General features: G+C 60.9%; 27 protein-coding genes and 1 pseudogene. 13 read left to right on the top strand and 15 right to left on the bottom strand.

Annotated features, from left to right (window positions below; all coding sequences use genetic code 11):
- Positions 1-119 precede the first annotated feature (119 nt).
- Positions 120-1,343, bottom strand: a complete 1,224-nt coding sequence (locus GA0061105_RS21110) for an argininosuccinate synthase (RefSeq protein WP_092752769.1) — start codon at positions 1,341-1,343, stop codon at positions 120-122.
- A gap of 178 nt (positions 1,344-1,521) precedes the next feature.
- Between GA0061105_RS21110 and GA0061105_RS21105 the strand changes: the two genes are divergently transcribed.
- Complete coding sequence (locus tag GA0061105_RS21105) at positions 1,522-2,373, top strand: SDR family NAD(P)-dependent oxidoreductase (RefSeq protein WP_064696563.1); 852 nt, start codon at positions 1,522-1,524, stop codon at positions 2,371-2,373.
- An 83-nt stretch (positions 2,374-2,456) separates the two neighbouring features.
- On the top strand, positions 2,457-3,098 hold the full coding sequence (locus GA0061105_RS21100; RefSeq protein ID WP_092752629.1) for a LysE family translocator: 642 nt from the start codon (positions 2,457-2,459) through the stop codon (positions 3,096-3,098).
- A gap of 50 nt (positions 3,099-3,148) precedes the next feature.
- Here the strand turns inward: GA0061105_RS21100 and GA0061105_RS21095 are convergent, their stop codons facing one another.
- The 5 genes from GA0061105_RS21095 to GA0061105_RS21075 all read right to left on the bottom strand — a co-directional run bounded on the left by GA0061105_RS21095 (position 3,149) and on the right by GA0061105_RS21075 (position 7,973).
- Positions 3,149-3,943 (bottom strand): ABC transporter ATP-binding protein, encoded by a 795-nt coding sequence (locus tag GA0061105_RS21095; RefSeq protein ID WP_092752627.1) that lies wholly within the window; start codon positions 3,941-3,943, stop codon positions 3,149-3,151.
- Positions 3,940-4,818, bottom strand: a complete 879-nt coding sequence (locus tag GA0061105_RS21090) for an ABC transporter permease (protein ID WP_092752625.1) — start codon at positions 4,816-4,818, stop codon at positions 3,940-3,942. The genes GA0061105_RS21095 and GA0061105_RS21090 overlap by 4 nt, the downstream gene beginning before the upstream one ends.
- Before the next feature lie 121 nt (positions 4,819-4,939).
- The gene (locus GA0061105_RS21085) at positions 4,940-5,893 is read right to left on the bottom strand and encodes an ABC transporter substrate-binding protein (protein WP_064696567.1); all 954 of its coding nucleotides are present in this window, start codon (positions 5,891-5,893) and stop codon (positions 4,940-4,942) included.
- A 93-nt stretch (positions 5,894-5,986) separates the two neighbouring features.
- Positions 5,987-7,216 carry a dual-specificity RNA methyltransferase RlmN gene (gene rlmN, locus GA0061105_RS21080; protein ID WP_092752623.1) on the bottom strand — a complete coding sequence of 410 codons (1,230 nt, stop codon included), beginning with the start codon at positions 7,214-7,216 and terminating at the stop codon, positions 5,987-5,989.
- 247 nt (positions 7,217-7,463) lie between these two features.
- The gene (locus tag GA0061105_RS21075; protein WP_064696569.1) at positions 7,464-7,973 is read right to left on the bottom strand and encodes an invasion associated locus B family protein; all 510 of its coding nucleotides are present in this window, start codon (positions 7,971-7,973) and stop codon (positions 7,464-7,466) included.
- Positions 7,974-8,309: 336 nt separating this feature from the next.
- On the opposite strand from GA0061105_RS21075, the pseudogene GA0061105_RS21065 reads away from it, so the two are divergent.
- A pseudogene (locus tag GA0061105_RS21065) lies at positions 8,310-8,502 on the top strand (RNA polymerase subunit sigma); the annotation flags it as partial.
- Positions 8,503-8,541: 39 nt separating this feature from the next.
- Here GA0061105_RS21065 and GA0061105_RS21060 read toward each other — a convergent pair.
- Both GA0061105_RS21060 and GA0061105_RS21055 read right to left on the bottom strand, forming a co-directional pair.
- Positions 8,542-8,934, bottom strand: a complete 393-nt coding sequence (locus GA0061105_RS21060) for a YkvA family protein (protein WP_064696570.1) — start codon at positions 8,932-8,934, stop codon at positions 8,542-8,544.
- A 50-nt stretch (positions 8,935-8,984) separates the two neighbouring features.
- Positions 8,985-9,290 carry a 4a-hydroxytetrahydrobiopterin dehydratase gene (locus GA0061105_RS21055; protein WP_064696571.1) on the bottom strand — a complete coding sequence of 102 codons (306 nt, stop codon included), beginning with the start codon at positions 9,288-9,290 and terminating at the stop codon, positions 8,985-8,987.
- Between the two features lie 148 nt (positions 9,291-9,438).
- Between GA0061105_RS21055 and GA0061105_RS21050 the strand changes: the two genes are divergently transcribed.
- Positions 9,439-9,927 carry a low molecular weight protein-tyrosine-phosphatase gene (locus GA0061105_RS21050; RefSeq protein ID WP_092752619.1) on the top strand — a complete coding sequence of 163 codons (489 nt, stop codon included), beginning with the start codon at positions 9,439-9,441 and terminating at the stop codon, positions 9,925-9,927.
- Here the strand turns inward: GA0061105_RS21050 and thpR are convergent.
- On the bottom strand, positions 9,834-10,427 hold the full coding sequence (gene thpR, locus GA0061105_RS21045; RefSeq protein ID WP_064696572.1) for an RNA 2',3'-cyclic phosphodiesterase: 594 nt from the start codon (positions 10,425-10,427) through the stop codon (positions 9,834-9,836). The two genes, GA0061105_RS21050 and thpR, sit on opposite strands and share 94 nt — an antisense overlap.
- A gap of 68 nt (positions 10,428-10,495) precedes the next feature.
- Positions 10,496-11,140: an arylesterase gene (locus tag GA0061105_RS21040; RefSeq protein ID WP_092752617.1), complete on the bottom strand. Its 645-nt coding sequence runs from the start codon at positions 11,138-11,140 to the stop codon at positions 10,496-10,498.
- 72 nt (positions 11,141-11,212) lie between these two features.
- Here GA0061105_RS21040 and GA0061105_RS21035 point away from each other — a divergent pair, with 72 nt between their 5' ends.
- The 4 genes from GA0061105_RS21035 to GA0061105_RS21020 all read left to right on the top strand — a co-directional run bounded on the left by GA0061105_RS21035 (position 11,213) and on the right by GA0061105_RS21020 (position 16,139).
- The gene (locus GA0061105_RS21035; RefSeq protein ID WP_092752615.1) at positions 11,213-11,920 is read left to right on the top strand and encodes an ABC transporter ATP-binding protein; all 708 of its coding nucleotides are present in this window, start codon (positions 11,213-11,215) and stop codon (positions 11,918-11,920) included.
- Positions 11,917-14,460, top strand: coding sequence for an ABC transporter permease (locus tag GA0061105_RS21030; protein WP_092752613.1), 2,544 nt, complete (start codon positions 11,917-11,919; stop codon positions 14,458-14,460). Before GA0061105_RS21035 ends, GA0061105_RS21030 begins: the two co-directional genes overlap by 4 nt.
- 284 nt (positions 14,461-14,744) lie before the next feature.
- On the top strand, positions 14,745-15,473 hold the full coding sequence (locus tag GA0061105_RS21025; RefSeq protein ID WP_092752611.1) for a Bax inhibitor-1/YccA family protein: 729 nt from the start codon (positions 14,745-14,747) through the stop codon (positions 15,471-15,473).
- A gap of 108 nt (positions 15,474-15,581) precedes the next feature.
- Entirely contained in the window at positions 15,582-16,139 is a 558-nt protein-coding gene (locus GA0061105_RS21020; protein ID WP_092752610.1) for a GNAT family N-acetyltransferase, read from the top strand.
- A 69-nt stretch (positions 16,140-16,208) separates the two neighbouring features.
- Here GA0061105_RS21020 and GA0061105_RS21015 read toward each other — a convergent pair whose 3' ends face one another.
- From GA0061105_RS21015 to acnA, 3 genes are all read right to left on the bottom strand, one after another.
- On the bottom strand, positions 16,209-16,610 hold the full coding sequence (locus GA0061105_RS21015) for a DUF2794 domain-containing protein (RefSeq protein WP_064696578.1): 402 nt from the start codon (positions 16,608-16,610) through the stop codon (positions 16,209-16,211).
- Positions 16,611-16,919: 309 nt separating this feature from the next.
- The gene (locus GA0061105_RS21010) at positions 16,920-17,660 is read right to left on the bottom strand and encodes a DUF1223 domain-containing protein (RefSeq protein WP_092752608.1); all 741 of its coding nucleotides are present in this window, start codon (positions 17,658-17,660) and stop codon (positions 16,920-16,922) included.
- A 342-nt stretch (positions 17,661-18,002) separates the two neighbouring features.
- Entirely contained in the window at positions 18,003-20,693 is a 2,691-nt protein-coding gene (gene acnA, locus GA0061105_RS21005; RefSeq protein WP_092752606.1) for an aconitate hydratase AcnA, read from the bottom strand.
- 261 nt (positions 20,694-20,954) lie between these two features.
- On the opposite strand from acnA, the gene ccmA reads away from it, so the two are divergent.
- From ccmA to GA0061105_RS20975, 5 genes are all read left to right on the top strand, one after another.
- Complete coding sequence (gene ccmA, locus GA0061105_RS21000; RefSeq protein ID WP_092752604.1) at positions 20,955-21,599, top strand: heme ABC exporter ATP-binding protein CcmA; 645 nt, start codon at positions 20,955-20,957, stop codon at positions 21,597-21,599.
- Between the two features lie 229 nt (positions 21,600-21,828).
- Positions 21,829-22,488 (top strand): heme exporter protein CcmB, encoded by a 660-nt coding sequence (gene ccmB / locus GA0061105_RS20990; protein WP_092752602.1) that lies wholly within the window; start codon positions 21,829-21,831, stop codon positions 22,486-22,488.
- A gap of 47 nt (positions 22,489-22,535) precedes the next feature.
- The gene (locus GA0061105_RS20985; RefSeq protein WP_064696583.1) at positions 22,536-23,297 is read left to right on the top strand and encodes a heme ABC transporter permease; all 762 of its coding nucleotides are present in this window, start codon (positions 22,536-22,538) and stop codon (positions 23,295-23,297) included.
- A 3-nt stretch (positions 23,298-23,300) separates the two neighbouring features.
- Positions 23,301-23,468 carry a heme exporter protein CcmD gene (ccmD, locus tag GA0061105_RS20980; protein WP_064696584.1) on the top strand — a complete coding sequence of 56 codons (168 nt, stop codon included), beginning with the start codon at positions 23,301-23,303 and terminating at the stop codon, positions 23,466-23,468.
- A complete protein-coding gene (locus tag GA0061105_RS20975) occupies positions 23,465-24,070 on the top strand; it encodes a DsbE family thiol:disulfide interchange protein (protein WP_064696585.1) in 606 nt (201 codons plus the stop codon). Before ccmD ends, GA0061105_RS20975 begins: the two co-directional genes overlap by 4 nt.
- A 36-nt stretch (positions 24,071-24,106) precedes the next feature.
- On the opposite strand, the gene GA0061105_RS20970 is transcribed toward GA0061105_RS20975, so the two are convergent.
- Together GA0061105_RS20970 and GA0061105_RS20965 are read right to left on the bottom strand one after the other, a co-directional pair.
- Complete coding sequence (locus tag GA0061105_RS20970; protein ID WP_092752600.1) at positions 24,107-24,694, bottom strand: DUF2585 domain-containing protein; 588 nt, start codon at positions 24,692-24,694, stop codon at positions 24,107-24,109.
- A complete protein-coding gene (locus tag GA0061105_RS20965) occupies positions 24,691-25,335 on the bottom strand; it encodes a septation protein A (protein WP_092752598.1) in 645 nt (214 codons plus the stop codon). Before GA0061105_RS20965 ends, GA0061105_RS20970 begins: the two co-directional genes overlap by 4 nt.
- Between the last annotated feature and the right edge of the window lie 18 nt (positions 25,336-25,353).

Genomic DNA, 25,353 nt, shown 5'->3' with positions numbered 1-25,353 from the left:
AAAGGTCATGGACAGGGGGATGTCTGCATCCGGGCATTGGACGCTTAGTACCGCTTCCTTAAAAAAAGCCCGCGCGGCAAAGCCGGCGGGCTCATATCCAGTACGAAAGCGAAGCGTGATTATTTCGCCAGGTTGCGCTTGCCGAGCGTGCGCAGGCGCAGCGCATTGAGCTTTATGAAGCCGGCCGCATCCTTCTGATCGTAGGCGCCCTGATCGTCCTCGAAAGTGACGAGCTTGTCGGAATAGAGCGACTTTTCGCTTTCGCGGCCGATGACCATGACATTGCCCTTGTAGAGCTTCAGCGTCACTTCACCTTCGACATGCTCCTGGCTCTTGTCGATCAGCGCCTGCAGCATTTCGCGCTCCGGCGAGAACCAGAATCCGTAATAGATCAACTCGGCGTAGCGCGGCATGATCTCGTCCTTGAGATGGGCCGCACCCCGGTCGAGGGTGATCGATTCGATGGCGCGGTGCGCCGACAAGAGGATCGTGCCGCCGGGTGTTTCATAGACGCCGCGCGATTTCATGCCGACGAAGCGGTTCTCGACGAGGTCGAGGCGGCCGATGCCGTTGTCGCGGCCATAATTGTTGAGGGTTGCGAGCAGCGTCGCCGGCGACATCTCGACACCGTTGATCGACACGGCATCGCCCTTGCGGAAGCCGACCTTGATTGTCGTCGCCTTGTCGGGAGCGGTTTCCGGGGAGATCGTGCGCATATGCACATATTCCGGAGCTTCCTGCGCGGGGTCTTCCAGAACCTTGCCTTCGGAGGAGGAATGCAGCAGGTTGGCGTCAACGGAGAAGGGAGCCTCGCCCTTCTTGTCCTTGGCAACCGGGATTTGATGCTTCTCTGCAAATTCGAGCAGGTCGGTACGGCTCTTGAAGGACCAGTCACGCCACGGCGCGATGATCTTGATATCAGGGTTCAGGGCATAGGCGGAGAGTTCGAAACGGACCTGGTCGTTGCCCTTGCCTGTTGCACCGTGGGCGATCGCATCGGCGCCCGTCTTGCGGGCGATATCGATCAGATGCTTGGAAATCAGCGGCCGGGCGATCGAGGTGCCGAGCAGGTAGACGCCCTCGTAGACGGCATTGGCGCGGAACATCGGGAAGACGAAATCGCGCACGAATTCCTCGCGCACATCCTCGATGTAGATCTCCTTGATGCCGAGCATTTCGGCCTTCTTACGCGCCGGCTCCAGCTCTTCACCCTGGCCGAGATCGGCGGTGAAGGTAACGACTTCGGCGCCGAGTTCCGTCTGCAGCCACTTCAGGATGATCGAGGTGTCGAGGCCGCCGGAATAGGCGAGCACGACTTTCTTCACGTCTTTGTATGATGCCATGGTGATAAGGTCCGTTACATAAAGGCCGGCGAAAAGCCGGTGTCGCGGCACTTTTAGCGAGATTGGCTCGTGACGCAAGGGCAAGTGCGATGGCTGAGGTGGCGATAGCGTTTGACAGTGTGAAAGCGGCGCCCATATTCGGCTGCGTGCGAACAACGCTCGAGGAGGGGCTGTCCCCGTGACGAATATTCAAGACATTTTCAAGAAGTCCAACGTTGCCGTCATCACCGGCGGCGCTTCCGGCATCGGACTTGCGGCGGCGAAGTATTTTGCCGGTCGTGGCATGAGCGTCGTCATCGCCGATCTCGGCGGCGACCGGATGGCCAACGCCGCAGACGAGCTGAAGGCCATTGCCGGCGAAGAGGAGGTGATGGCCGTCGAAACCGATGTCGCCAGCCGGGACTCGCTCGAGGCGCTCGAACGCGCCGTACTCCAGCGTTTCGGCCGCGTCCACGTGCTGATGAACAATGCCGGCATCGGCCCGGAAACCTCGATCTTCAGTTCGCAGGCGAGTTGGGACCATATCTTCGCCGTCAACCTGATGGGAGTCGTCAACGGCACGCGCGTCTTCGGCCCGAAGATGTTGTCTCACGGTGAGCCCGGCCTAATCATCAACACCGGCTCCAAGCAGGGCATCACCACGCCACCGGGCAACCCCGCCTACAACATCTCCAAGGCTGGCGTGAAGGTCTTTACCGAAGCGCTCGAGCACGAGCTTCGCAACACCGCGGGGTCGAAGATCTCCGCGCATCTGCTGATCCCCGGCTTCGTCTTCACCGGCCTCACCAAGGGCGACCGCGCGGAAAAGCCCGCCGGTGCCTGGACGCCGGAGCAGACGGTCGATTTCATGATCGAAAGCCTTGGACGCGGCGATTTCTATATCCTCTGCCCCGACAACGACGTTGCCCGCCCCGTCGACGAACGCCGTATGGCCTGGGCCGCAGGTGACATCATCGAAAACCGCCCACCGCTGTCGCGTTGGCACAAGGACTATGCCGACAAGTTCAAGGCCTTCCTGGAGCAGAAGTGATCGGCGCCATCAGCAGGTTTGATTGGTAATTTTCTGAAAGCCGGGTAAGAGATCGTCGGATCTTCCGGCTTTCAGAGCGTGCCATGGATTTCCTGCCCGACCTGCCAACACTTCTGGCCTTTGCCGCCGCGACGCTGCTGCTTGCGGCGACTCCAGGCCCGGACATGACGCTGTCGATCAGCCGTGCGCTGGCGCAGGGCAAAAAGGCGGCTCTCTTCGTCGTCGTCGGCACCAGCCTCGGCATCGTCGTCCACACCATGCTGGTCGCCTTCGGCATTTCGGCGCTGATCACCGCTTCGCCCACCGCCTTCCTCATCCTGAAAACAGGTGGCGCCGCCTATCTGCTCTGGCTGGCGGTGCAGGCGATCCGCTTCGGCTCAAAGCTTACAGTCGCCAAGGTCGAGACGCAGAAGGGCACCGCGCTTGCCAACATCTCATCCGGTTTCTGGGTCAATCTCCTGAACCCTAAGGTCATCATCTTCTTCATGACCTTCCTGCCGCAATTCGTCAGCGCCGACGATCCCGCCGTTACGCAGAAACTGCTGTTTCTTGGCTTTTGCTTCATCCTGATCGGCATGCCCGTCAATGCCGCGGTCGTCTTTGCCGCCGATTGGCTGGCGTCCTGGTTGCAGAACAACAAGAAGGTTCTGCGCGGCATGGATTACACCTTCGCCGGCGTCTTCTCGATCTTCGCCGCCAAGATCCTGATGACCCAGGCGCGCTGAACTCAGCCGATCAGCCCGCTGTCGGTTTATCCGATCAGCACGCTGTCGGCTCAGCCTATCAACAAAGCATCGTCGTCGAGCGTCTGCCCGCGCATCTTGCGGAACATGGCGATCAGATCCTCGACCTGCAGGTTCTTTCTGTTGTCACCCGCGACATCTAGAACGATCTCGCCGCCATGCAGCATGATCGTGCGATGGCCGTAATCCAGCGCCTGGCGCATGGAGTGGGTCACCATCATCGTCGTCAGCTTACGTTCGGCCACGATCTTTTGCGTCAGGTTCATAACGAACTCGGCCATCCCCGGATCGAGCGCCGCGGTATGTTCGTCGAGCAGCAGAACCTCCGAGCCGGCAAGCGTCGCCATGACGAGCGAAACGGCCTGACGCTGCCCACCCGAGAGCAGATCCATGCGGTCCTTCAGCCGGTTTTCCAGCCCGAGGTTCAGCTCGGCGATCCGCTCCCTGAAATAGTCCCGGCGCTTGCCGCCAAGCGCTGGCGCGAGCCCGCGCTTCTCGCCGCGCTGGGCAGCCAGAGCAAGATTCTCTTCTATCGAAAGCGCGCCGCAGCTTCCCGTCAACGGATCCTGGAAGACGCGCGCCACCAGACCGGCCCGGGCCGCCGTCGATTTCCGCGTCACGTCGTCCTTGCCGATCAGCACCTGCCCTTCGCTCGGCAGGACGTCACCGGCGAGCACGCCGAGCAGGGTCGATTTGCCGGCGCCGTTGGAGCCGATGACGGTGACGAAGGAACCTTGTTCGATGGTCAGGCTAACGCCGTTCAGCGCCTGCTTCTGCAGCGGCGTGCCGCGTCCGAAGACGACCTTGATATCCCTAACACTGATCACGATGCGGCACCTCGGCGAAGACGGGGAAGAATGAGCGCGAAGGTCACCAGAACCGCCGTTACGAAATTGAGGTCGGAGGCCTGCAGGCCGATGACGTCGCTCGACAGCGCCAGTTGGATTGCGATGCGATAGAGGATCGACCCAAACACACAGCCGATGAGCGCGATCAACAGACCGCGTCGTCCCAGCAGCGTTTCGCCGATGATCACCGCCGCAAGCCCGACGACGATCGTGCCGACGCCCGAAGTGACGTCGGCAAAGCCGTTGGTCTGGGCAAATAAGGCGCCGCCAAACGCCACCAGCGCGTTCGAGATCGCCATGCCGAGATAGATCTGCCGGCTGGTGTCGACGCCCTGGGCGCGGGCCATGCGCGCATTGGCGCCGGTCGCCCGCATCGCAAGCCCGGCATCACTTTCCAGAAAGCGCCAGACCAGGATCAGCGCGACGATGACGAGAACGCCGACGAAAAGCGGCCGCACGTAGAAATCGCGCAGGCCATGTCCGAAGAACGGGCTGATCATCGTATCGGCATTGATGAGGGCGAGGTTGGGTTTACCCATCACCCTGAGATTGACGGAAAACAGCGCGATCATCGTCAGGATCGAGGCGAGCAGATTGAGGATCTTGAAGCGCACGTTGAGCAACGCCGTCACCATGCCGGCCGCAGCACCTGCCGCCATCGCAATCAACGCCGCAAGCCAGGCATTGACGCCGGCGATAATCAGCACGGCCGTCACCGCCGCGCCGAGCGGGAAGGAACCGTCCACCGTGAGGTCGGGAAAATCGAGGACGCGGAAGGCGAGATAGACGCCGAGAGCGACGAAGGAATAGACCAGGCCGAGCTCGACGGCCCCCCAGAATGCGATTTGGCTCAAGGCATTCAGCCCCTTTTTGTTTCCGTTCCGCCCGTCGCGAAACCGCAGCCTTGTAATACTTCAGCCGCCCCCGTGCAAACGGGAGCGGCTGAATGTGAACAATCGATGGAACTGAGGACGATTAATCGATGACCTTGCTGGCGCGCGAAAGCACGCTCTCGGGCAGGGTGACGCCCATCTTCTGGGCCGCCGCCTTGTTGACCACCAGATCGCTGCCGGCGGCGGTCTTGACTGAGATATCACCCGGGTTTTCGCCCTTCAGCACGCGCACGACGATCTCGCCCGTCTGCTTCCCGACATCGTAATAGTTGAAGCCGAGGGCAGCGATCGAACCGCGCGAAACCGAATCCGTATCGGCGGTGAAGAGCGGCAGCTTGCTCTCTTCGGCGACCGCAACGGCGCCTTCGAGCGCGGAGATGATCGTGTTGTCGGTCGGAACGTAAATCGCATCGGCGCGGCCGACGAGGGCACGCGCTGCACCCTGAACCTCGGCAGACTTGGTGGCGGCCGATTCGACAACCGTCAGGCCGGCCTTCTCGGCCTCTGCCTTCAACACGGCGAGCAGCGAAACGGAATTCGCCTCACCAGAATTGTAGAGGTAGCCGATCGTTTTGGCCTTCGGAACGATTTCCTTGATTAGCGCCAGATGCTCGGCGACGGGCGACATGTCGGAAAGGCCGGTGACGTTGCCACCGGGCTTGTCCATGTTCTTGACGAGCTGAGCGCCGAGCGGATCGGACACGGCCGTGAAGACGACCGGGATGTCGCGCGTCGCCGAAACGACCGCCTGGGCCGATGGTGTTGAGATCGGCACGATGACATTGGGCTCGTCGCCGGCGAACTGCCGGGCGATCTGGGCCGCCGTCGCCGGATTACCCTGCGCCGATTCGAACATGAATTTCAGGTTTTCGCCTTCTTTGTAGCCGGCCGCTGTTAGCACGTCGAGAACGCCCTTGCGGGCTGCATCGAGCGCCGGATGCTCGACGATCGCCGTCACAGCAACGGTCACATTATCGGCCTTGGCGGGCAGGGAAAGCGCCAAAGTGGCGGCAAGAGCGAGCAGAATCGGGCGCATGGGTATCCTCCTGAATGATTTTGGCGGCACTATTAGGAAAAGCGCATGGTTAAATCAATGCAGGAGAATTGTAGCGAGGATCAAACTTGCTGATCAGTCGTCGGCGCCATGATTGGCGATCATCATCGCCTCGAAGGCCAGCCGCTCGGTCTTGCGCATACGCTCGGATTCAGATTTCAGCTGGCCGCAGGCGGCAAGAATGTCGCGGCCGCGCGGTGTGCGGATCGGCGAAGCGTAACCGGCCGAATTGATGAAATCGGCGAACTTCTCGATCTGTTCCCAGTCGGAACACTGATAGTTGGTGCCGGGCCAGGGATTGAACGGAATGAGGTTGATCTTCGCCGGCACGCCCTTCAGGAGCTTGATCAGCCCCTTGGCATCCTCCAGGCTGTCGTTGACATCCTTCAGCATCACATATTCGAAGGTGATGCGCCGGGCGTTGGAAAGACCGGGATAGGCCCGGCAGGCGTCGATCAGCTCCTTCAGAGGATACTTCTTGTTGATCGGCACCAGGATATCGCGCAGGTCGTCGCGCACCGCATGCAGCGAGATCGCCAGCATGACGCCGATCTCCTCACCGGTGCGGAAGATCTCAGGTACGACGCCGGAGGTCGAAAGCGTCACGCGACGCTTGGACAATGACAATCCGTCGCCATCCGTGGCGATCAGCAGCGCCTGCTTGACGCTGTCGAAATTATAGAGCGGCTCGCCCATGCCCATCATCACGATATTGCTGACCTTGCGGCCTTCCGACGGCACCATGGCGCCGACCGGCACGTCGCGATCGGGAAAATCGCCGAGCCGGTCGCGGGCGAGCAGCAGCTGCGCGAGGATCTCTTCGGCCGTCAGGTTGCGCACCAGGCGCTGCGTGCCGGTGTGACAGAAGGAACATGTCAGCGAACAGCCGACCTGGCTGGAAATGCAGAGCGTTCCGCGGCCTTCCTCCGGAATGTAGACCGTCTCGACCTCGACCGGGCGGCCTGCACCGCGCGGCGGAAACCGCAGCAGCCATTTGCGCGTGCCGTCATTGGAGACCTGCTCTTCGACGATCTCGGGACGCTCGATGGTGAAATGCTGTTTGAGCATTTCACGCATGTCCTTGGCGACATTCGTCATATGATCGAAATCGGATACGCCGCGCACATAGATCCAATTCCAGAGCTGCGAGACGCGCATCTTGATCTGCTTCTCGGCCACGCCCCTTTCGCGGAGTGCGGCCGCCATCTCCTCGCGGGAGAGCCCGATCAGCGACGGCTTCTCGACGCCGGAAGAGGGGCGAGCGGCCTGAGGCTTATTGACGACGATCGCATCCATGACCGACATAGTGTTTCATCCCGAATTCGAACACGTAACCGTTCCGCAAGCCGCGGACTTCAGGGTCTGATCCTGAAGACTTGCGGGCGCATGACGGCACATTGGCAGAAATTGATGGCGGACAGCGACTGACATCGCGATGTGTCCGCAGTTGGCGCGGCCTTTAGCATCATTTTACACGCGCGTCACCATAGATGGAGAATAACAAAGGCCGGCACAAGGCCGGCCTTTTGAAACTTCTCAGGCGAGGTGTCGCTTACTTGCAGGTTTCGATCTGCTTCAGCGCCGCCGAGATGCCCGACAGCGAATAGCTGTAGGAGGTGCCGGTGCCCTTGCGCGAAACGGCACTCACGGTCATCGAATGGCCAGTCTTCATCGCAGCGACAAGGGCCGGCTCTTGAGCTGCATTCTCGACCCAGCCGGCCTTGTCCTTGGTGAACATGACAAAGGTCTTGTTGTCGATGATGACATTGATCTTCGAATTTTCCTTGACGGTGTAGCCCATCATCGCCTGCGGCTCATAGGAGATGTTCTGGCCCGGACGCTGCGAGACAATGAAGAAATTGTCACCATGGTCGACGCTTGCCGGCTGCTTTGCCGTCGGAACGGACAGCACGTAGCACACGGTGCTGCTGCCCGACTTGTAGGAATAGGCGCCCCATGCCTGGAACTGCTGGATGCGGTTCGGCGCGGCCTGCTGCGCTGCCGCCACTCCGGCCATTGTCAGGGTGAGGGCGAGGGCGGATACGATACTTTTCACAAACATGGATTCCTGCCGGTTCTTGCGATTCAAGGCCCGAAGTGATCATAGCGGGCGGCGCATAATCACGATCTGCTTTATTTTGACTTAATTCAGGTTACCAAATGGTCAACAATAGCTGCGATTTGTATGTGCCTGTGTCATTTCAGCTCGACTACCACTTTTGCCCCTTGCTGAAATCGGCTGCGATGCCGGTGCGCCGATGGCACCGGCCGGCCGTTCGGCTGACTCTAAGACACAAAGATTCAGGCAAGAGTTTGACCTTACAAAAATCCGTTGTACCTCATTAAGACTTTGGAAATCCGGGACGAAATTTTCGTCGCAGGGGGCTGGTGAGACGACATTGATGCCGAGGTAAGACAGCGTTTCGCTGCCTCGCAAAGGTCTTCGCAGACGATCGCGACCAACAGGCCTTTCCATCTTGTTCGACTATTTCGCTCCGCGTTTGAAGACCTGGCTGATGCGCAAGAAGATGACGTCAGGCGAGGCCGAAGAGCCGGTGCAGGAGATCATGATCGTGCTCTGGCACAAGGCCTATCGCCGCAAACCGCTGCACACTTTGGCGCGACATGCTCTAGATCGTCTTCATTGCTTCCTCGGGCTTATCGGCGAGAATGCGGTCGGCCGCTTCGTAATGTCCCGGCCGGACGTGGCCGCGGACCATGGCGAAGGCGGCCGAGAGCACGGCGATATCGTCGGAAAAACCGACGAGGGCAAAAATGTCAGGGATCATGTCGACCGGCATGACGAAATAGGCGAGCGCTGCGAGCAGCACGCCGCGCACCTTCGTCGGCGTCTGTGGATCGAGGGCGCAGTAGAAACCGGCTACGACGTCGCGCGAAAACGGAATCTGCCGCACCGCCCGCCGGAAGGTCGGCCAGAATTTCTGCCGCACGGTCTTTTCCCGGCGGCTCTGCGTGTCCTCGTCGCCCGGCAGCAGGATTTCCCCGAATTTGACCTCGTCCATCCCTCACATCCTTTCGTCCATGCGAACATATGGTGATGGCGCTTCCGCTTTCAAACAATACGTCGCGCCGCCGCCTTCTCCATGGCCTTGGCGAGCTTGAAATCCAGCTCCGTCAGCCCGCCGGAATCATGCGTGTTCAGCGTCACCTCCACCTTCGAATAGACGTTGAACCATTCCGGATGGTGGTTGAGTTTTTCGGCCACGATGGCAGCCTCGGTCATGAAGCCGAAAGCCTCGATGAAATTCGAAAACTTGTATGTCTTCGATATCGCGGAGGCCGCGTCGTTGAGCGTCCAGCCTGCAAGCTTGGTCAGTTCAGCGTCTACTGCCGCACGTTCCAGTTTTTCCCATTTCATGCGATGGTCCTCCTATCCGTCTGGCAGGTCTACTGATGAAACGCATCAGCATCCTCTTCGTTTGCATGCGCAATATATGCCGTTCACCGCCAGAACAGGATGATTTCAGGTCGGATCCTGAATTCTGTTCTTAACTAAGAGTTAGAGCATGATGTCGTCCGAAACCGCTCACACTTTTCGGCATCATGCTCTGCCGGAAGGAATTTTTGGCCATCTTGTCGCCGAGGCTGGCCTGATCGACCACTCCACGATCGATTCCGCCGGCACCGGCGGCTGGCAGGCGGGCGATCAGCCCGACCGACGCTCGGTCGCCACCGCAAAAAGCCACGGCATCGACATATCGCGACAACGCGCCCGGCGCATCCAACTGAAGGATTTCACGGATTTCGATCTGATTCTCACCATGGATCGTGACAATGTGGCGGCGCTTCGAAAGATCGCAACGCCGGAAGCGAACATCCGCCTTTTCGGCGATGCAGCGCTCGGAACCGCAGAGAATATCCCCGATCCCTATTATGGCGGCTCGGACGGTTTCGAGGTTGTTTATACCAGGCTCTTCACCGGCTGCAGCAGCCTGCTCGAAACGCTGGGCGCCGAACGCACTTCGTGCAGTGGGAACACTTCCTCGGTGAGGTAAGGCCCGCCGCCGACCGATTCGCGCGATGAAAGCAGCACGAAGCGCGGCGCCGTAAAGGTCGCGGTGTGGAAGTTGCCACGTCCGGCCAGATATTGCACGACATCGTCGAGCCGCGAGGATTTGAGTCTCGCCAGCGTCACGTGCGGCATGAATTTGCGGGGATCCGACGGCAGCCCGATACGCTGGCAGATCCGTTCGATCTCGGCCTGCAGGGCGTACATCTCAGGCGATTGCGAGACGCCTGCCCAGACCGAATGCGGTTTCTTCGAGCCGAAGGAGCCGACACCTTCGAGCCGGAACTGGAATTCCGGCCGGTCGATCCGGTCGAGGCGTTCAACGATTTCATCGGCCGTACGGCCGTCAACATCACCGATGAAGCGTAACGTGATGTGGTAATTCTCCACATCGATCCATCGTGCTCCGGGGAGACCACCGCGCAGCAATGAAAGACTCATTGCCGCATTTCGCGGAATTTCGAGGGCGGTAAACAGTCTCGGCATAACGAGCACTCCCCGAATCTTTTGCAGGTGCTTACACGGAATCACGCAATCAACGGCCGTGCAACCCCCTAATTCTTCACAGAAGAAATCGTCCCGACGAAATTTGTGACATCGGCTTCCATCTTCTGAACCATGACATCGACGCCCTTCGCATTCGGATGCATGCCGTCGCTGAGCTTGAGCCCCGCATCAAGCACCACCCCATCAAGGAAGAAGTCGTAAAGCCGAACTCCGTGTTTCTCCGAAAGTTTCCGATAAATCGGATTGAAGCGTGCGGCATAGTCCGCCCCCATATTGGGCGGCGCCATCATACCGACGAGCAGCACGGCGATGCCGCGCTGCTTCAGTCGGCTAATCATCTGATCGAGATTTTTCTCGCTCTCCTCCGGCGGGATGCCGCGCAGCGCATCATTGGCGCCGAGTTCGAGGATGACGCCATCTGTGCCATCCGGCACCGACCAGTCGATCCGGGCGAGGCCCCCTGTCGTCGTATCGCCCGAGACGCCGGCATTGGCGATGGCGACGTCCAGCCCCTTCGCCTTCAGGGCAGCCTGCAGCTTTTCGGGAAAGCCGTCACCGGGCGGCAGCTGATAGCCTGCCATCAGGCTGTCGCCGAATCCGACGAGATTGATCGTCCGCGCATTTGCGCCGGCGGCAAAGATCAGCGAGATGGCAATGACGGTGAATTGAAGGGCGGCAACTTTAAATCTCATCCTGCTTTCCCTAGATTGGCGAGGGGCCGTTATGCGGCCATTGGATTACCGATTTATATAGGGCGATTTCCCTTGGCAAAAACCATCATCGAGTTGAAGAGCGCCGATCTGACACTTGGCAGTGCGGCCGCCTCCGTCCATGTGCTGAAGGGCATCGATCTCGATATCGACGCCGGGGAATCCGTCGGCATCGTCGGCCCTTCCGGTTCCGGCAAGTCCACCCTCCTGATGGTGCTTGCCGGACTGGAGAAGCTCGACAGCGGCGAAATCAACATCAACGACACGCCGCTCCACGCGCTAAGCGAGGATGAGGTCGCAGATTTTCGCGGTCGCAACATCGGCATCGTCTTCCAATCCTTCCACCTGATCGCCAATATGACGGCGCTGGAAAACGTCGCCGTGCCGCTGGAGCTCGCCAATGTTGCGAACGCCTTCGAAATCGCACGTCGCGAGCTGAATTCGGTCGGGCTCGGGGAGCGGCTGAACCACTATCCGGGCCAGCTTTCCGGCGGCGAACAGCAGCGCGTGGCGATCGCAAGGGCGCTTGCCCCCTCGCCCGCCCTCCTGATCGCCGACGAGCCAACAGGCAATCTCGATACCGAGACCGGCCGCCAGATCGCCGACCTGCTGTTTGCCAAGCAGGCCGAACGCGGCATGACGCTGCTTCTCGTCACCCATGACGTCTCGCTTGCAAACCGCTGCTCGCGCCAGATCCGCGTCCGCTCGGGCAGGATCGAAGGCGACAGCGCCGCCCGCCACAGCGAGGCGGCATTCGCATGAGGATGGTCACGCCACGTATTTCGCTCGCTCTCCGCCTGGCGCTCCGCGAGCTGCGCGGCGGCGTTCGCGGATTCTATATCTTTCTGGCCTGCATTGCGCTCGGCACGGGGGCGATCGCCGCCGTCAATTCCGTTTCGCAGTCGATTACCGACACGATCGCTTCGCAGGGGCAGGAGCTGCTTGCCGGCGACGTCCGCTTCGAGCTCAACAATCGCGAGGCCACACCTGCCGAATTGGGCTTCCTCGAAGGTCTCGGCACCGTCTCGGTTTCGACCGGACTGCGCTCGATGGCCCGCAAGCCCGACGGTTCCGACCAGGCGCTGGTCGAGGTCAAGGCGGTCGACGACGCCTATCCGCTCTATGGCCGGTTCGAAGCCGAGCCCAACTACCCCATCGCAGCGCTTCTTTCCGGCGAAGGCGGCACTTACGGCGCGGTGGCGGCGCCCCTGCTTCTCGATCGGCTCGGCCTTTCGGTCGGCGACGAATTGCTGCTCGGCAACGTCAAGCTCAGCATCACCGGCACGGTGAAGACCGAGCCGGATGCACTGTCGGAAGGTTTCGGCTTTGCCCCGCGTCTGATCGTCAGCCGCGGCGCGCTCGAAGCCTCGGGGCTGATCCAGACGGGAAGCCTGGTGGAACATGCCTATAAGATCCGCCTGGAAGACAGGGGTGCGATGTCTGGCATTCAGGCGCGCGCATCCCGGGAATTCCCCTCCGCCGGATGGGCGATCCGCACCAGTGACCGCGCGGCACCCTCGCTCACCGAAAACATCACCCGCTTTTCGCAGTTCCTGACGCTGGTGGGCTTGACCGCGTTGATCGTCGGCGGCGTCGGCGTCGCCAATGCCGTGCGCGCCTTCCTGGATTCCAAGCGCACCACCATCGCCACCTTTAAATGCCTCGGCGCGCCGGCAACCACGGTCGTGCTGATCTATCTCTTGCAGATCGCCATCATCGCCCTCGGCGGCATCGCGGCCGGCCTCGTCATCGGCGCTCTGTCGCCGATCTTTGCAGCGCAGTTCCTTGCCCAATTCCTGCCGGTCTCGACAGCGCCGGCCCTTTACCCCGGCGCCCTGCTGCTCGCCAGCCTCTTCGGCATCCTGACGACGCTCGCCTTCGCCATCCTGCCGCTCGGCCATGCCCGCGAAGTGCCGGCAACAGCGCTCTTCCGAGAGCAGGGTTTCGAAGCCCGTCATCTGCCGTCCTGGCCCTATGTCCTGCTTGCCACCCTCTTCATGGCGGCCCTTGCCGGCCTTGCCATCCTCACCGCCTACGACCGCTTTATCGCCGTCGTCTTCGTCGGCGCGATCATCTTCGCCTTCGTCGTCCTGCGCCTCGTCGCGGCACTGATCGCTTGGCTTGCGCGCCGCAGCCCGCGCGTCAACTCGCCGGCGCTGAGGCTAGCGATCGGCAACATCCACCGCCCCGGCGCGCTGACACCCTCGGTCGTGCTTTCGCTCGGGCTCGGCCTGGCATTGCTGGTGACCCTGACCCTAATCGACGGCAACCTGCGCCGGCAGCTGACCGGCCGCATGAACGAGGGTGCACCGAACTTCTTCTTCGTCGACATCCAGAGCGCCGAGGTCGACGCTTTTCGAAAGCTCGTCCAGTCACAGGCGCCGGAAGGCAAGCTCATGGAAGTGCCGATGCTGCGCGGCCGGATCATCGCCTTCAACGGAGAGGACGTCTCGAAGTTGAACGTGCCGGCCGCCGGTCGCTGGGTGCTGAACGGTGATCGCGGCATCACCTATGCCGACACCCTCCCGGAAAATGCCGCCCTCAGCGAAGGCAGCTGGTGGGACAAGGATTACAGCGGCGAGCCGCTTGTCTCCTTCTCCTCGGAAGAGGCGCACGAGCTTGGCCTCAAGATCGGCGACACCGTCACCGTCAACGTCCTCGGACGTAACATCACGGCGAAGATCGCCAATCTGCGCCGTGTCGAATGGGAATCGCTGTCGATCAATTTCGTCATGGTCTTCTCGCCCAATACCTTCCGCGGCGCCCCGCACGCCTGGCTGGCGACGCTGACCGATCCCTCCTCGACGCCGGCCGAGGATGCAGCGATCCTGAAATCCGTCACAAACACCTATCCGACGATCACCAGCGTTCGCGTCAAGGACGCGATCGATATCGTCAATCGGCTCGTAGCGCAGCTTGCGACCGCAATCCGTGCCGCAGCTTCCGTGGCCCTCGTCGCCTCGATCCTCGTCCTTGCCGGTGCGCTTGCCGCGGGAAACCGGGCGCGCACCCACGACGCCGTGGTGCTGAAGACGCTCGGCGCCACACGCGCCATGCTGATCCGCGCCTTCAGCTATGAGTATCTGATCCTGGGGCTCGCGACCGCGATCTTCTCGCTGATCGCCGGCGCCGTCGCCGCCTGGTTCATCGTCGCCCGCATCATGCGCCTGCCGTCGACCTTCCTGCCCGATGTGGCGGGACTGACGCTCGTCACTGCATTGGTGCTCACCGTCGGCATCGGCCTCATCGGCACCTGGCGAATCCTAGGGCAGAAGGCGGCACCTGTACTGCGTGAGCTTTAGAGCATGTCGCGCAAACGTATGCGGCGGTTTTGCGATCACGACATGCGTAAAAACAAAGACCTAAAGCGCGTGGAGCGTATCTGAAAGATCGCGACGCGCTTTAGACGGATAACGCGGCCGAAAAGCCTTCACCTTACGGCGATTTAACCGGCCGCACCTTTGCAGCCCTCTTGTTTGCAATGGGCGAAAGCCTCATATTGTCTGCAGGCATGCTGGAGCTCCGCAGCGGCGCCCGGGTCGAACACCCGACACCGTACCTCCATCGGAGCTTGTAAGAGGAAACTATGGCTGATCTTCGTAACTATCAAAGCCGCGCTCAGACCGGCGAGATGATTGATCAAGGCCTGCGCGCATATATGCTCAAGGTCTACAACCTGATGGCGCTGGGTTTGGCGATCACTGGTGTGGCCGCATATCTCGGATTCAACTTCGCTGTTCAGGACGGCCAGCTTACCCAGTTCGGCGCGCTTCTGTTCCAGTCGCCGTTGCGCTGGGTCGTCATTCTTGCGCCGCTGGCGGTCGTCTTCTTCCTGAGCTTCCGCATTCACCGGATGAGCGTATCCGCGGCCCAAACGACCTTCTGGGTCTATGCCGCCCTGGTGGGTCTGTCGCTGTCGTCGATCTTCCTGGTCTATACGGGTCAGAGCGTCGTCCAGACCTTCTTCGTCACCGCCGCCTCGTTCGGCGCGCTGTCGCTTTACGGCTACACGACGAGGCGTGACCTGTCGGCAATGGGCTCGTTCCTGATGATGGGTCTCTTCGGCCTGATCATCGCCGTAATCGTCAATCTGTTCCTGCAGTCGTCCGCGCTGCAGTTCGCGATCTCGGTGATCGGCGTTCTGATCTTCGCAGGCCTCACCGCCTATGACACGCAGCGGATCAAGGAACTCTACTATGAAGCCGACGACGTCGCCGTCGCCGGCCGCAAGGCGATCATGGGCGCGCTGACGCTCTATCTCGACTTCCTCAACCTCTTCATGTTCCTGCTGCAGTTCATGGGCAACCGCAGATAATCAGGCGCACAGAGATCGAAAAGGCGGCTTCGGCCGCCTTTTTTGTTGCGCCGGTTTTCCGGGAATGATTTTAGGAAGGCCCTGCTTTTCCATGGACCAGCCGCCGAAATGTCCTTCCTCCTGCGCGATGCTTCGCAAACCGATATCCCCGCTATTACGGAGATCTATCGCGACTCCGTTTTGAACGGCGTGGCAAGCTATGAGATTGCGCCGCCCTCCGAGGCCGAGATGATGCAGCGTTTTTCGGCCATCGTCGCCCAGCAGTATCCCTATATCGCCGCGACAGACGCGAGTGGAAACTTCCTCGGCTACGCCTATGCCTCGTCCTTCCGCACCCGCCCCGCCTATCGCTGGATGGTTGAGGATTCAATCTATCTGGCGCGTGAAGCGCGTGGCCGGGGTATCGGCAAGGCACTGATGACCGAGCTGATCGACCGCTGCACCGCTCTCGGTTTCCGTCAGATGGTGGCGGTCATCGGCGGCGCGAGCCCCGCCTCGATCGCGCTTCATCTCAATACAGGCTTTGTGGAGGTCGGCCTGATGAAGGGCACCGGTTATAAGCACGGCCGCTGGCTCGATACGATGCTTATGCAGCGCAGCCTCGGTCAGGGCATGACGACCGATCCGGATCCGTCCGCATATCCCGGCACGCTGTTTTCCGGCTAGAGTAATTCCAGGAAAAGTGTGAAGCGGTCTTCCGTCCGGATTGCCTGAAAACAAAAGAATTCATACAGCTTATTTGTCGACGAGCTTCAGGGCCTTATCAAACACCTTCAGCACCTGATTCAGCTCATGGCCGCGCTTCAGGATCATGCCGTTGACGTTGATGACGGAGTAGGCGCCCTGCTTGGCGGCAAGCTTCGGGTTCTTTTCGATGCGGAAGAGCGGCATTTCGCCGGAGCGCTTGAAGACGGAAAATACCGCCCTGTCTTTGAGATGATCGATGGCGTAATCGCGCCATTCACCCTCACCGACCATGCGGCCGTAGATCCAGAGGATCGCGTCCAGCTCGCGCCGGTGGAAGGTCACCGGAAGCGGGTCCTTGCTCTGTTTGTATTCTCTGAGATCGACGACGACTGAGGAACTATGGTCGACGGAGCGGCTTTCGCCGTGTCGCAAATCCGGCTGATCTGTCATCAGGTCTCCAAGGCCTCCGCTTGTGACAGGAGAGTGACAGTTTGCCCGAGCGGCCGCAAATTGCAAGAGCGCGGCCCGTCACATTCGGCCGCACTGCGACGCCACGGGAAAGGCACGACGGGCTGGGGAGGACGGACGCTTTCTCCGCACCGCCGCATTTCAGTCAAAACAGCGCCTCATTTGCAGGGGATTTATGCATCCCGGTTTGGCGCCAGCGCGCCAAAGGGTCCGGCGGAGCGTATCGACCTTAACCCCAGCCCCGAATACGCTCGGCCGGGCCGCCCGGCACTTCATCCGTAACCGGATGAATCAAATGTTTTTTCCCGCCATCACCACGGTCGCGCCGAGAATCGCCGCCGGATCACCGTCCGCGGTCGCTGCCTGCAGCAGGATCGCGCAACCCTCGAGCTGCGGCCGCTGCAGGACGCTCGCCGGCAGCGTCAGACTGGTCGCCTTGCCGTCCCACATGCCGACGGTTTCGACATTGGTGACGCTGTGAAGATAGGAGATCTTCTTACCGCTGTTTTCGCCTTTTTCGACGTCGATTGTCTTTTCCTTATCGAAATAGACCATCACGACATTGGCCTTGCCCTGCCCTGCGCCGATCTTGATCTCCAGCTCATCGCCGCGCATCGCAGCGCTGACCGGAACCGTCAGGCCGTTGCCTTCGCTGCTGTAGCTGTCGATCTTGCTGTTGATGCCGTTCAGGTCGGCGCCGGCCAGATGACCGCGTCCGTTAACGATGGCTTGCGGCGTATAGACGTTGCTGCGGCCCATCGTCCTGGCATAGCCATATTGCCGCTCGGTATTTTCCTTCGAGCTCAGCGTATCGGCCCAGCCGAGATAATTCCAGTAGTCGATGTGATAGGCCAGGGCGATGACATCGCCCTGGTTTACCAGTTTGCGAAAAGCGGCATCAGCGGGAGGACAGGAGGAGCAACCCTGTGACGTGAAAAGTTCGACGACGCCTTTTGGCTTGCCGCCTTCGGCGTGCAGCGAGCCTGCAAAAGCTAAGCCGGCGATCAGCGGAATCAAAAAACGGGGGGACATTCACCTGCACCTCTTTTTCAGCGCCGACGGCGTTTGGAACCAAAGGCTCTGAGATATGAACGTACGAATAATCCTTCCGGGCCCAAACGAAAAATCACGAACGGGTGAGACCGTGGCTCGGCCGGAACGCGCCCGAAACAAATCATCGTGAGCCTCCGGCAAATACCGCTGCCGCAAAGGAAAAGCCGCCGGAAACTGCTCTCCGGCGGCCGATATCAATCAAATCTTCTAGACCCGGATGATTTTAGGCCGAACCTGCCTAAAATTTGAAACTGGGATCTACATCAAAGAAGAAGAGCATGATGTCGTCCGAAAACCGCTCACACTTTCATGCTCTGAAAATCAGGCAGCAAGATCGCGCAAAACCGTCTGCAGAATGCCGCCGTTGTTGAGGTAGATCACCTCGTCGAGCGTATCGACGCGCGACAGAAGCGGAACTTCCTTCACGGTGCCGTCGCCATAGGTGATCTTGGCGATCTTCCTCTCGCGCGGCTTGATCTTATCAAGACCTTCGATGGTGACGAGTTCGTCGCCCTTCAGGCCAAGGCTCTGCCAGGTCGTTCCCTCTTCGAAGACGAAGGGGATGACGCCCATGCCGACCAGGTTGGAGCGATGGATGCGCTCGAAGGACTGCGCGATCACGGCCTTGACTCCGAGCAGATTGGTGCCCTTGGCAGCCCAGTCGCGCGAGGAGCCGTTGCCATATTCGACACCGGCGAAGATGACGAGCGGCACGCCTTCGCCCTTGTACTGCATGGCTGCGTCGTAGATCGAGGTCTCTTCCTTAGACGGATAGTGGATGGTGTAGCCACCTTCCTTTCCGTTCGGGCCAAGCATGTGATTGCGGATGCGGATATTGGCGAAGGTGCCGCGCATCATCACTTCATGGTTGCCGCGGCGCGTGCCGTACTGGTTGAAGTCGGCAACCGCGACGTCGTGACCGATGAGGTAGGCGCCTGCGGGCGATGCCGCCTTGATCGAACCAGCCGGGGAGATGTGGTCGGTGGTGATTTTGTCGCCGAACAGGCCAAGGACGCGGGCGCCCTTGATGTCTGCGACGCCGGTGCCCTTCTTGCCCATGCCGACGAAGTAAGGCGGGTTCTGGACATAGGTCGAGTTGTCGTCCCAGGCATAGGTCTGGCCCGGAGGAACCTGAACGGCCTGCCAGTTGACGTCGCCCTTGAAGACGTCGGCATATTTGCTTTCGTAAAGCTCGCGCGTCACGTACTTCTGGATGAACTCCTGCACTTCGTGCGAGGTCGGCCAGATGTCCTTGAGGTAGACGGGGTTGCCGTTCTGGTCTTCGCCGATCGGCTCCTTCGTCAGGTCCTTCTGCACCGTGCCGGCAAGCGCGTAAGCGACGACGAGCGGCGGCGACGCGAGATAGTTCGCCTGGACGTCAGGCGAGATACGGCCTTCGAAGTTGCGGTTGCCGGAGAGCACGCCCGATACGATCAGGCCCTTGTCGTTGATCGTCTTCGAGATCGGCGCCGGCAGCGGGCCGGAATTGCCGATGCAGGTGGTGCAGCCGAAGCCGACGAGGTTGAAGCCGAGCTTGTCGAGATCGGCCTGCAGACCCGACTTGGCGAGATATTCGCCGACGACCTGCGATCCAGGCGCCAGCGAGGTCTTGACCCACGGCTTGGTCTTCAGACCCTTGGCAACGGCGTTGCGGGCGAGAAGGCCGGCCGCGATCAGCACCGACGGGTTGGAGGTGTTGGTGCAGGAGGTGATGGCGGCAATCGCGACATCGCCATGGCCGAGATCGAAATCGGTGCCTTCGACAGCGTAGCGGTTGGCGAGCTGGCCGGGCTTCTTGTAGTCGGCGTCCATCGAGCCGGCAAAGCCGGAAGCGATGTTTTCGAGCGCGATGCGACCTTCCGGACGCTTCGGGCCGGCCATCGACGGCACGACGTCGCCGAGGTCGAGTTCCAGCGTGTCGGTGAAGACGAGATCGGAACCATCGCCTTCGCGCCACATGCCCTGGGCCTTCGAATAGGCCTCGACGAGGGCAATCCGGTCGTGCGTGCGGCCGGACATGGTGAGGTAGTTGATGGTTTCGCCGTCGACCGGGAAGAAGCCGCAGGTCGCGCCGTATTCCGGGCCCATATTGCCGATCGTCGCGCGGTCGGCGAGCGGCATGTTGTCCATGCCGGGGCCGAAGAATTCGACGAACTTGGAAACGACGCCCTTTTTGCGCAGCATCTGCACGACGGTCAGGACGAGGTCGGTTGCCGTCACGCCTTCCTTGAGCTTGCCGGTCAGCTTGAAGCCGATGACCTCAGGCAGAAGCATCGAAACCGGCTGGCCGAGCATCGCGGCTTCAGCCTCGATGCCACCCACACCCCAGCCGAGAACGCCCAGACCGTTGATCATCGTCGTGTGGCTGTCGGTGCCGACGCAGGTATCGGGATACGCGATCGTCTCGCCGTCCTCTTCCTTCGTCCAGACGGTCTGGCCGAGATATTCGAGATTGACCTGGTGACAGATGCCGGTGCCCGGAGGAACGACGCGGAAATTCTTGAATGCCTGCTGGCCCCACTTCAGGAAGCGGTAGCGCTCGCCGTTGCGCTGATATTCCAGCTCGACGTTCTTGGCGAAAGCCTGCGGCGTGCCGAACTCGTCGACGATGACGGAGTGGTCGATGACGAGATCGACGGGGACGAGCGGGTTGATCTTCTCGGGGTCGCCGCCGAGCGACACCATCGCGTCGCGCATCGCGGCAAGATCGACGACGGCGGGAACGCCGGTGAAGTCCTGCATCAGCACGCGCGCCGGGCGATAGGCGATCTCGTTTTCGACCGCACCCTTGTTGTTCAGCCACTCGGCGACGGCAACGATGTGTTCCTTGGTGACCGACTGGCCGTCTTCGAAGCGCAGCAGGTTTTCGAGCAACACCTTCATCGAATAGGGGAGCTTCGATACGCCGGCCAGACCGTTTGCCTCAGCCTTGGGCAGGCTGTAATAGACATAGTCCTTCCCGTTCACGGAAAGCGTGGAACGACAATTGAAACTGTCAAGAGATTTAGACACGAGAGACCCCGTTCTGATAGCCAACACAGTCGTGCGAACGCCTATGCACTTAATGCACATCAGGATGCGGGTACGGCCATTTCCGCTGTCCGCACGTGGAACAGACGCTCCAAGTTCGGCACAAGGATGAAATTCACGCCGACCGCTGGCGTGGTTGCCGGTCTTATAGATAATTTCCTAAAAACTTGCCATACCCGAGAACGATCAAAATCGGACATTTTTTGGCCCCGCCGAAAGCCGTAACGAAGAAAGAGCAGACGCATGCATCTCACCGCCGAAAATCTGGCTGCTAGGCGCGGTGAGGATCTCATTTTCGTAAACGTTTCCTTCCACTTGGCAGCCGGCGAAGCGCTTGTCCTGACCGGCAAAAATGGATCGGGGAAGTCCACTTTGCTGCGCGTTGCCGCCGGTCTTCTGAGGCCGGAAAAAGGCACGGTGATCTTCCGCGACGAAGAGAGCCTGCAAGGCCGCCATCCCGGCGAGGTCAGCCACTACCTCGGCCATCGAAACGCAATGAAGAATGAACTTACAGTTGCAGAGAATCTGGATTTTTGGCAGTCCTTCCTCGGCCATCCTGCCACCGCTGGCCGCCCTGTCGAAGACGCCGCCGAAGCGGTCGGCCTCTCGGGGATCACCCATCTTCCCTTCGGTTATCTCTCCGCCGGGCAGCAGCGCCGCTTCGCCTTTGCCAAGCTGCTCGTCGCCCACCGCCCCGTCTGGATCCTCGATGAACCCACAGCGGCACTGGATGCCGGTGCCGACCGGCTGCTTGCCGGATTGATCGAAAGCCACCTGGCCGAGGGTGGAATCGTGCTCGCGGCTACACATCAACCGCTGGGGCTGAAGAATGTGCAGGAATTGAAGATGACGGGTTTTGCCGGCGTGGATCAGGGAGTCTGGGGTTGATGTATCTCTGTATGGCTACCCCCCTCTGCGCTGCCGGGCATCTCCCCCCCAAGGAGGGAAATAGGCAAGACGCGCCAGCTTTGCCTCTTGCTCGTCCGCCAAGCGGGTGGAGCCATTTGCGGCGTTTGACCAGGGCGAAAGACCGCCCACTGCCGATCTCCCCCCTTGTGGGGGAGATGCCCGGCAGCGCAGAGGGGGGTACCCCGCCCGCCATAGAGAGCCGCCCCGCATGACCGCCCTCTTCCTCCGCGACCTCAAACTCTCGATTCGCGCCGGCGGCGGCGCGTTGATCGGCGTGCTGTTCTTCCTCACAGTCGTCGCCGTCATTCCCTTCGGCGTCGGCCCGGATCTCAAGCTTCTCTCCCGCATTGGCCCTGCCATCGTCTGGATCGGCGCGCTGCTCGCGGCCCTTCTCGGCCTCGACCGCCTGTTCCAAGCCGAGCGCGACGACGGATCGCTCGACCTAATGCTGATGCAGGACACCCCGCTTGTCCTCACTGTGCTCGTCAAATGCTTCGCCCATTGGACCGCCACAAGTCTGCCGCTGGTCATCGCCTCGCCGCTGCTCGGCCTCTTCATGAATATGGACGAGACGGCGATCGGCGCCACGATGCTGACGCTCTTCGTCGGATCGCCGGCGATCACCTTCATCGGCGCCGTCGGCGCTGCCGTCGCCGTCGCCCTGCCCCGCGGCGGCCTGCTGGTCTCGATCCTCGTGCTGCCGCTGACCATCCCGGTGCTGATCTTCGGCGTCAGCGCCACCTATGCCGCAGTCGAGGAGCCGGCGCCATTCCTGCCGCCCTTTCTCATCCTGATTGCGTTGACACTCTTCTTCGCCGTGATCGGTCCGGCCGCCGCCGCCCTTGCGCTTCGAAACACGGCGGATTGATCGGCATTCGATTGCGGCAAAAGCCGGATCAAGGTAAGGAAGCGCTCATGAGCCAAACGAGCCTTGCCACCAGCAAATTCAGCGGTCTCGCCAACCCGACGCGGTTTCTGGCGCTGGCGGCGCGCATCATTCCCTGGATGGCCGGCATCACCACTCTCTGTTTCGCGGCCGGCCTCTATCTGAGCTTCGCCACCGCAGGCGATTACCAGCAGGGCGAGACCGTGCGCATCATGTATGTCCATGTGCCCTCGGCCTGGCTTTCGATGATGTGCTACACGATCATGAGCGTTTCGGCGATCGGCACGCTCGTCTGGCGCCATCCGCTCGCCGATGTCTCCGCCAAGGCCGCAGCCCCGCTCGGCGCCGCCTTCACCCTGCTTGCGCTCGTCACCGGCTCTCTCTGGGGCAAACCGATGTGGGGGACATGGTGGGTCTGGGATGCCAGGCTGACCTCTGTTTTCATCCTCTTTCTGATGTATCTCGGACTGATTGCGCTCAGCCGCGCCATCGATGACCCGTCAAAGGCGGCGCGCGTTTCCGCCGTGCTCATCCTGGTCGGCTTCGTCAACATCCCGATCATCAAATTCTCGGTCGACTGGTGGAACACGCTGCATCAGCCGGCAAGCGTAATGCGCCTCGGCGGCCCGGCAATCGATCCGGAATTCCTGCGTCCGCTTTTCGCCATGGCGATCGCCTTCACGCTGCTCTTCTTCACGCTGCACATCATGGCGATGAGAAACGAGATCTGGCGCCGCCGCGTCGCCGCCCAGCGCCGTCTCGCCGCCCGCATGGCCAGCCGGGAGGAATAGGCCGTGATCCACGCCTTCTATGTCTATGCATCCTATGGCATCGCCGCCGTAGTGACGATCGCCATCATCCTGTGGACCTGGGCCGACGGCCGGGCACGTCGCCGAGAGCTTGCAGCGCTCGAGGCCGCCGGCATCCGCCGCCGTTCGGCGCGGCCAAAGGACGGCGAATGATCGAGACGCCCGACACAAGGGCCAAGCCACGCGGATTTGGCCGCTATGCGTTGGCGCTTCTGCCGCTGATCGTGTTCGGCGGCATTGCGGCGACGGCTGCCAAGATGCTCTACGACCAGGATTTTCACGGTAAGAACATTGCCGAAATTCCTTCCGCCCTGATCGGCACCAAGGCGCCGTCGCTGAACCTTCCACCGCTCGAAGGCGCCAACCTGCCGCCGCTGACCGACGCGGCGATCATCGGCAAGCTGACCCTCGTGAACGTCTTCGCCTCCTGGTGCATCCCCTGCCGCGACGAGCATCCTATTCTGAAGGAACTGGCGAAAGATGGCCGACTGAACATCGTCGCCATCAATTACAAGGACAAGAACGAGAACGCGCTCCGCTTCCTCGGCGAACTCGGCAATCCCTTTAAGGCGATCGGCGTCGATCCGAACGGCAAGGCGGCGATCGATTGGGGCGTCTACGGCATTCCGGAAAGCTATCTGGTCGGCCCCGACGGCACCATCCTCTACAAGCGGGTCGGCCCCTTCGATGATATCAGCCTCAAGGAAGGGCTATTTCCGGCGATGGAAAAGGCGTTGGGGAAGCCGGCCTCGTAAGTTTCTCTTGGGAGAGGGGCCTCCCGCAATGCGGAATCAACCCCCACCCTGCCAGACCTTGATCGCCTCCACCGGCCAGATCAGCATCACGACATTGAGCGTCAGGTTGTCGCGGATCACGTAACCGGTGAAAATCTCGAAAAAGATGGCGATCGCCACTGTCAGCGCCACCGGCGCGCGCCAGGCGAAGAAGAAGCCGAGGCACATGAAGACGGTGTCCATCGCCGAATTCAGGATGCTGTCGCCGTAATAATCGAGCGCGATCGTCGCCGTGCGGTAGCGGTCGATAATGAGAGGCGAATTCTCCAGCAGTTCCCAACTGGCTTCAATGAACAGCGCCAGCAGCAGCTTTGCCGCCAGCGGCTTGCGGCGCAGGACCAAGTGGGCGAGGCCGTAGAACAGGAAGCCGTGGATGATATGCGACGGGGTGTACCAGTCCGACAGATGCTGCGAATTGCCGCTGGTATTGACCCCGCCCTCCCACAGCTTGACATAGCCGCAGGCGCAGATCGGCACGCGACCCATCAGATATTCGGCGACGACCTGGGCAACTAGAACGGCGAGACAGGCGACCAACCAGAAGGTCTGCTGTCTTACGCGATATTCGGCGTCCGCTGCGCTCACTTTTCGCTGCCCGTTTCCAGATTGACGCTATGCTTCAGCACCAGCGGCATCTGCGCCAGCGTGAAGATGATGGTGATCGGCATTGTGCCCCAGACCTTGAAGGCGACCCAGGTATCATCCGAAAAATTGCGCCAGACAACTTCGTTCAGCACAGCGAGGAACAGGAAGAAGACGCCCCAGCGGCTGGTGAGTTTGCGCCAGCCTTCGGCATCGAGCTGGAAGGCGGCGTTGAAGACGTAGCCGAGCAGCGACCTGCCGAATGCAAGCCCGCCGAGCAGCGCCACCCCGAAGAGCGTGTTGACGATGGTGGGCTTCATCTTGATGAAGGTCTCGTTCTGCAGCCAGATCGACAGCGAGCCGAAGATGACGACGACGATGCCGGAGACGAACGGCATGATCGGCAGATGGCCGAGCACGATCTTCGAAACCACAAGCGAAATCACCGTCGCGGCCATGAAAAGCCCTGTCGCGACGAACAGTGGGCCGCCCAGTTCGGAAAGGGCGGGAAATCTTTCCACCAGCCACTGACCGCGCAGATTGGCAAAAAAGAAGATCATCAGCGGCCCGAGTTCCAGTGCCAGTTTCAGCATCGGATGATGGCGGTCGGCCGCGCTCGGGGTGATATCGCTTTCGGTAGTCATGCGTTCTTCAAACCTGCT

Origin of the sequence: Rhizobium aethiopicum, assembly GCF_900094625.1 — a bacterium.
Taxonomy (GTDB): domain Bacteria; phylum Pseudomonadota; class Alphaproteobacteria; order Rhizobiales; family Rhizobiaceae; genus Rhizobium; species Rhizobium aethiopicum.
This window is presented reverse-complemented; position numbering and strand designations above follow the sequence as displayed.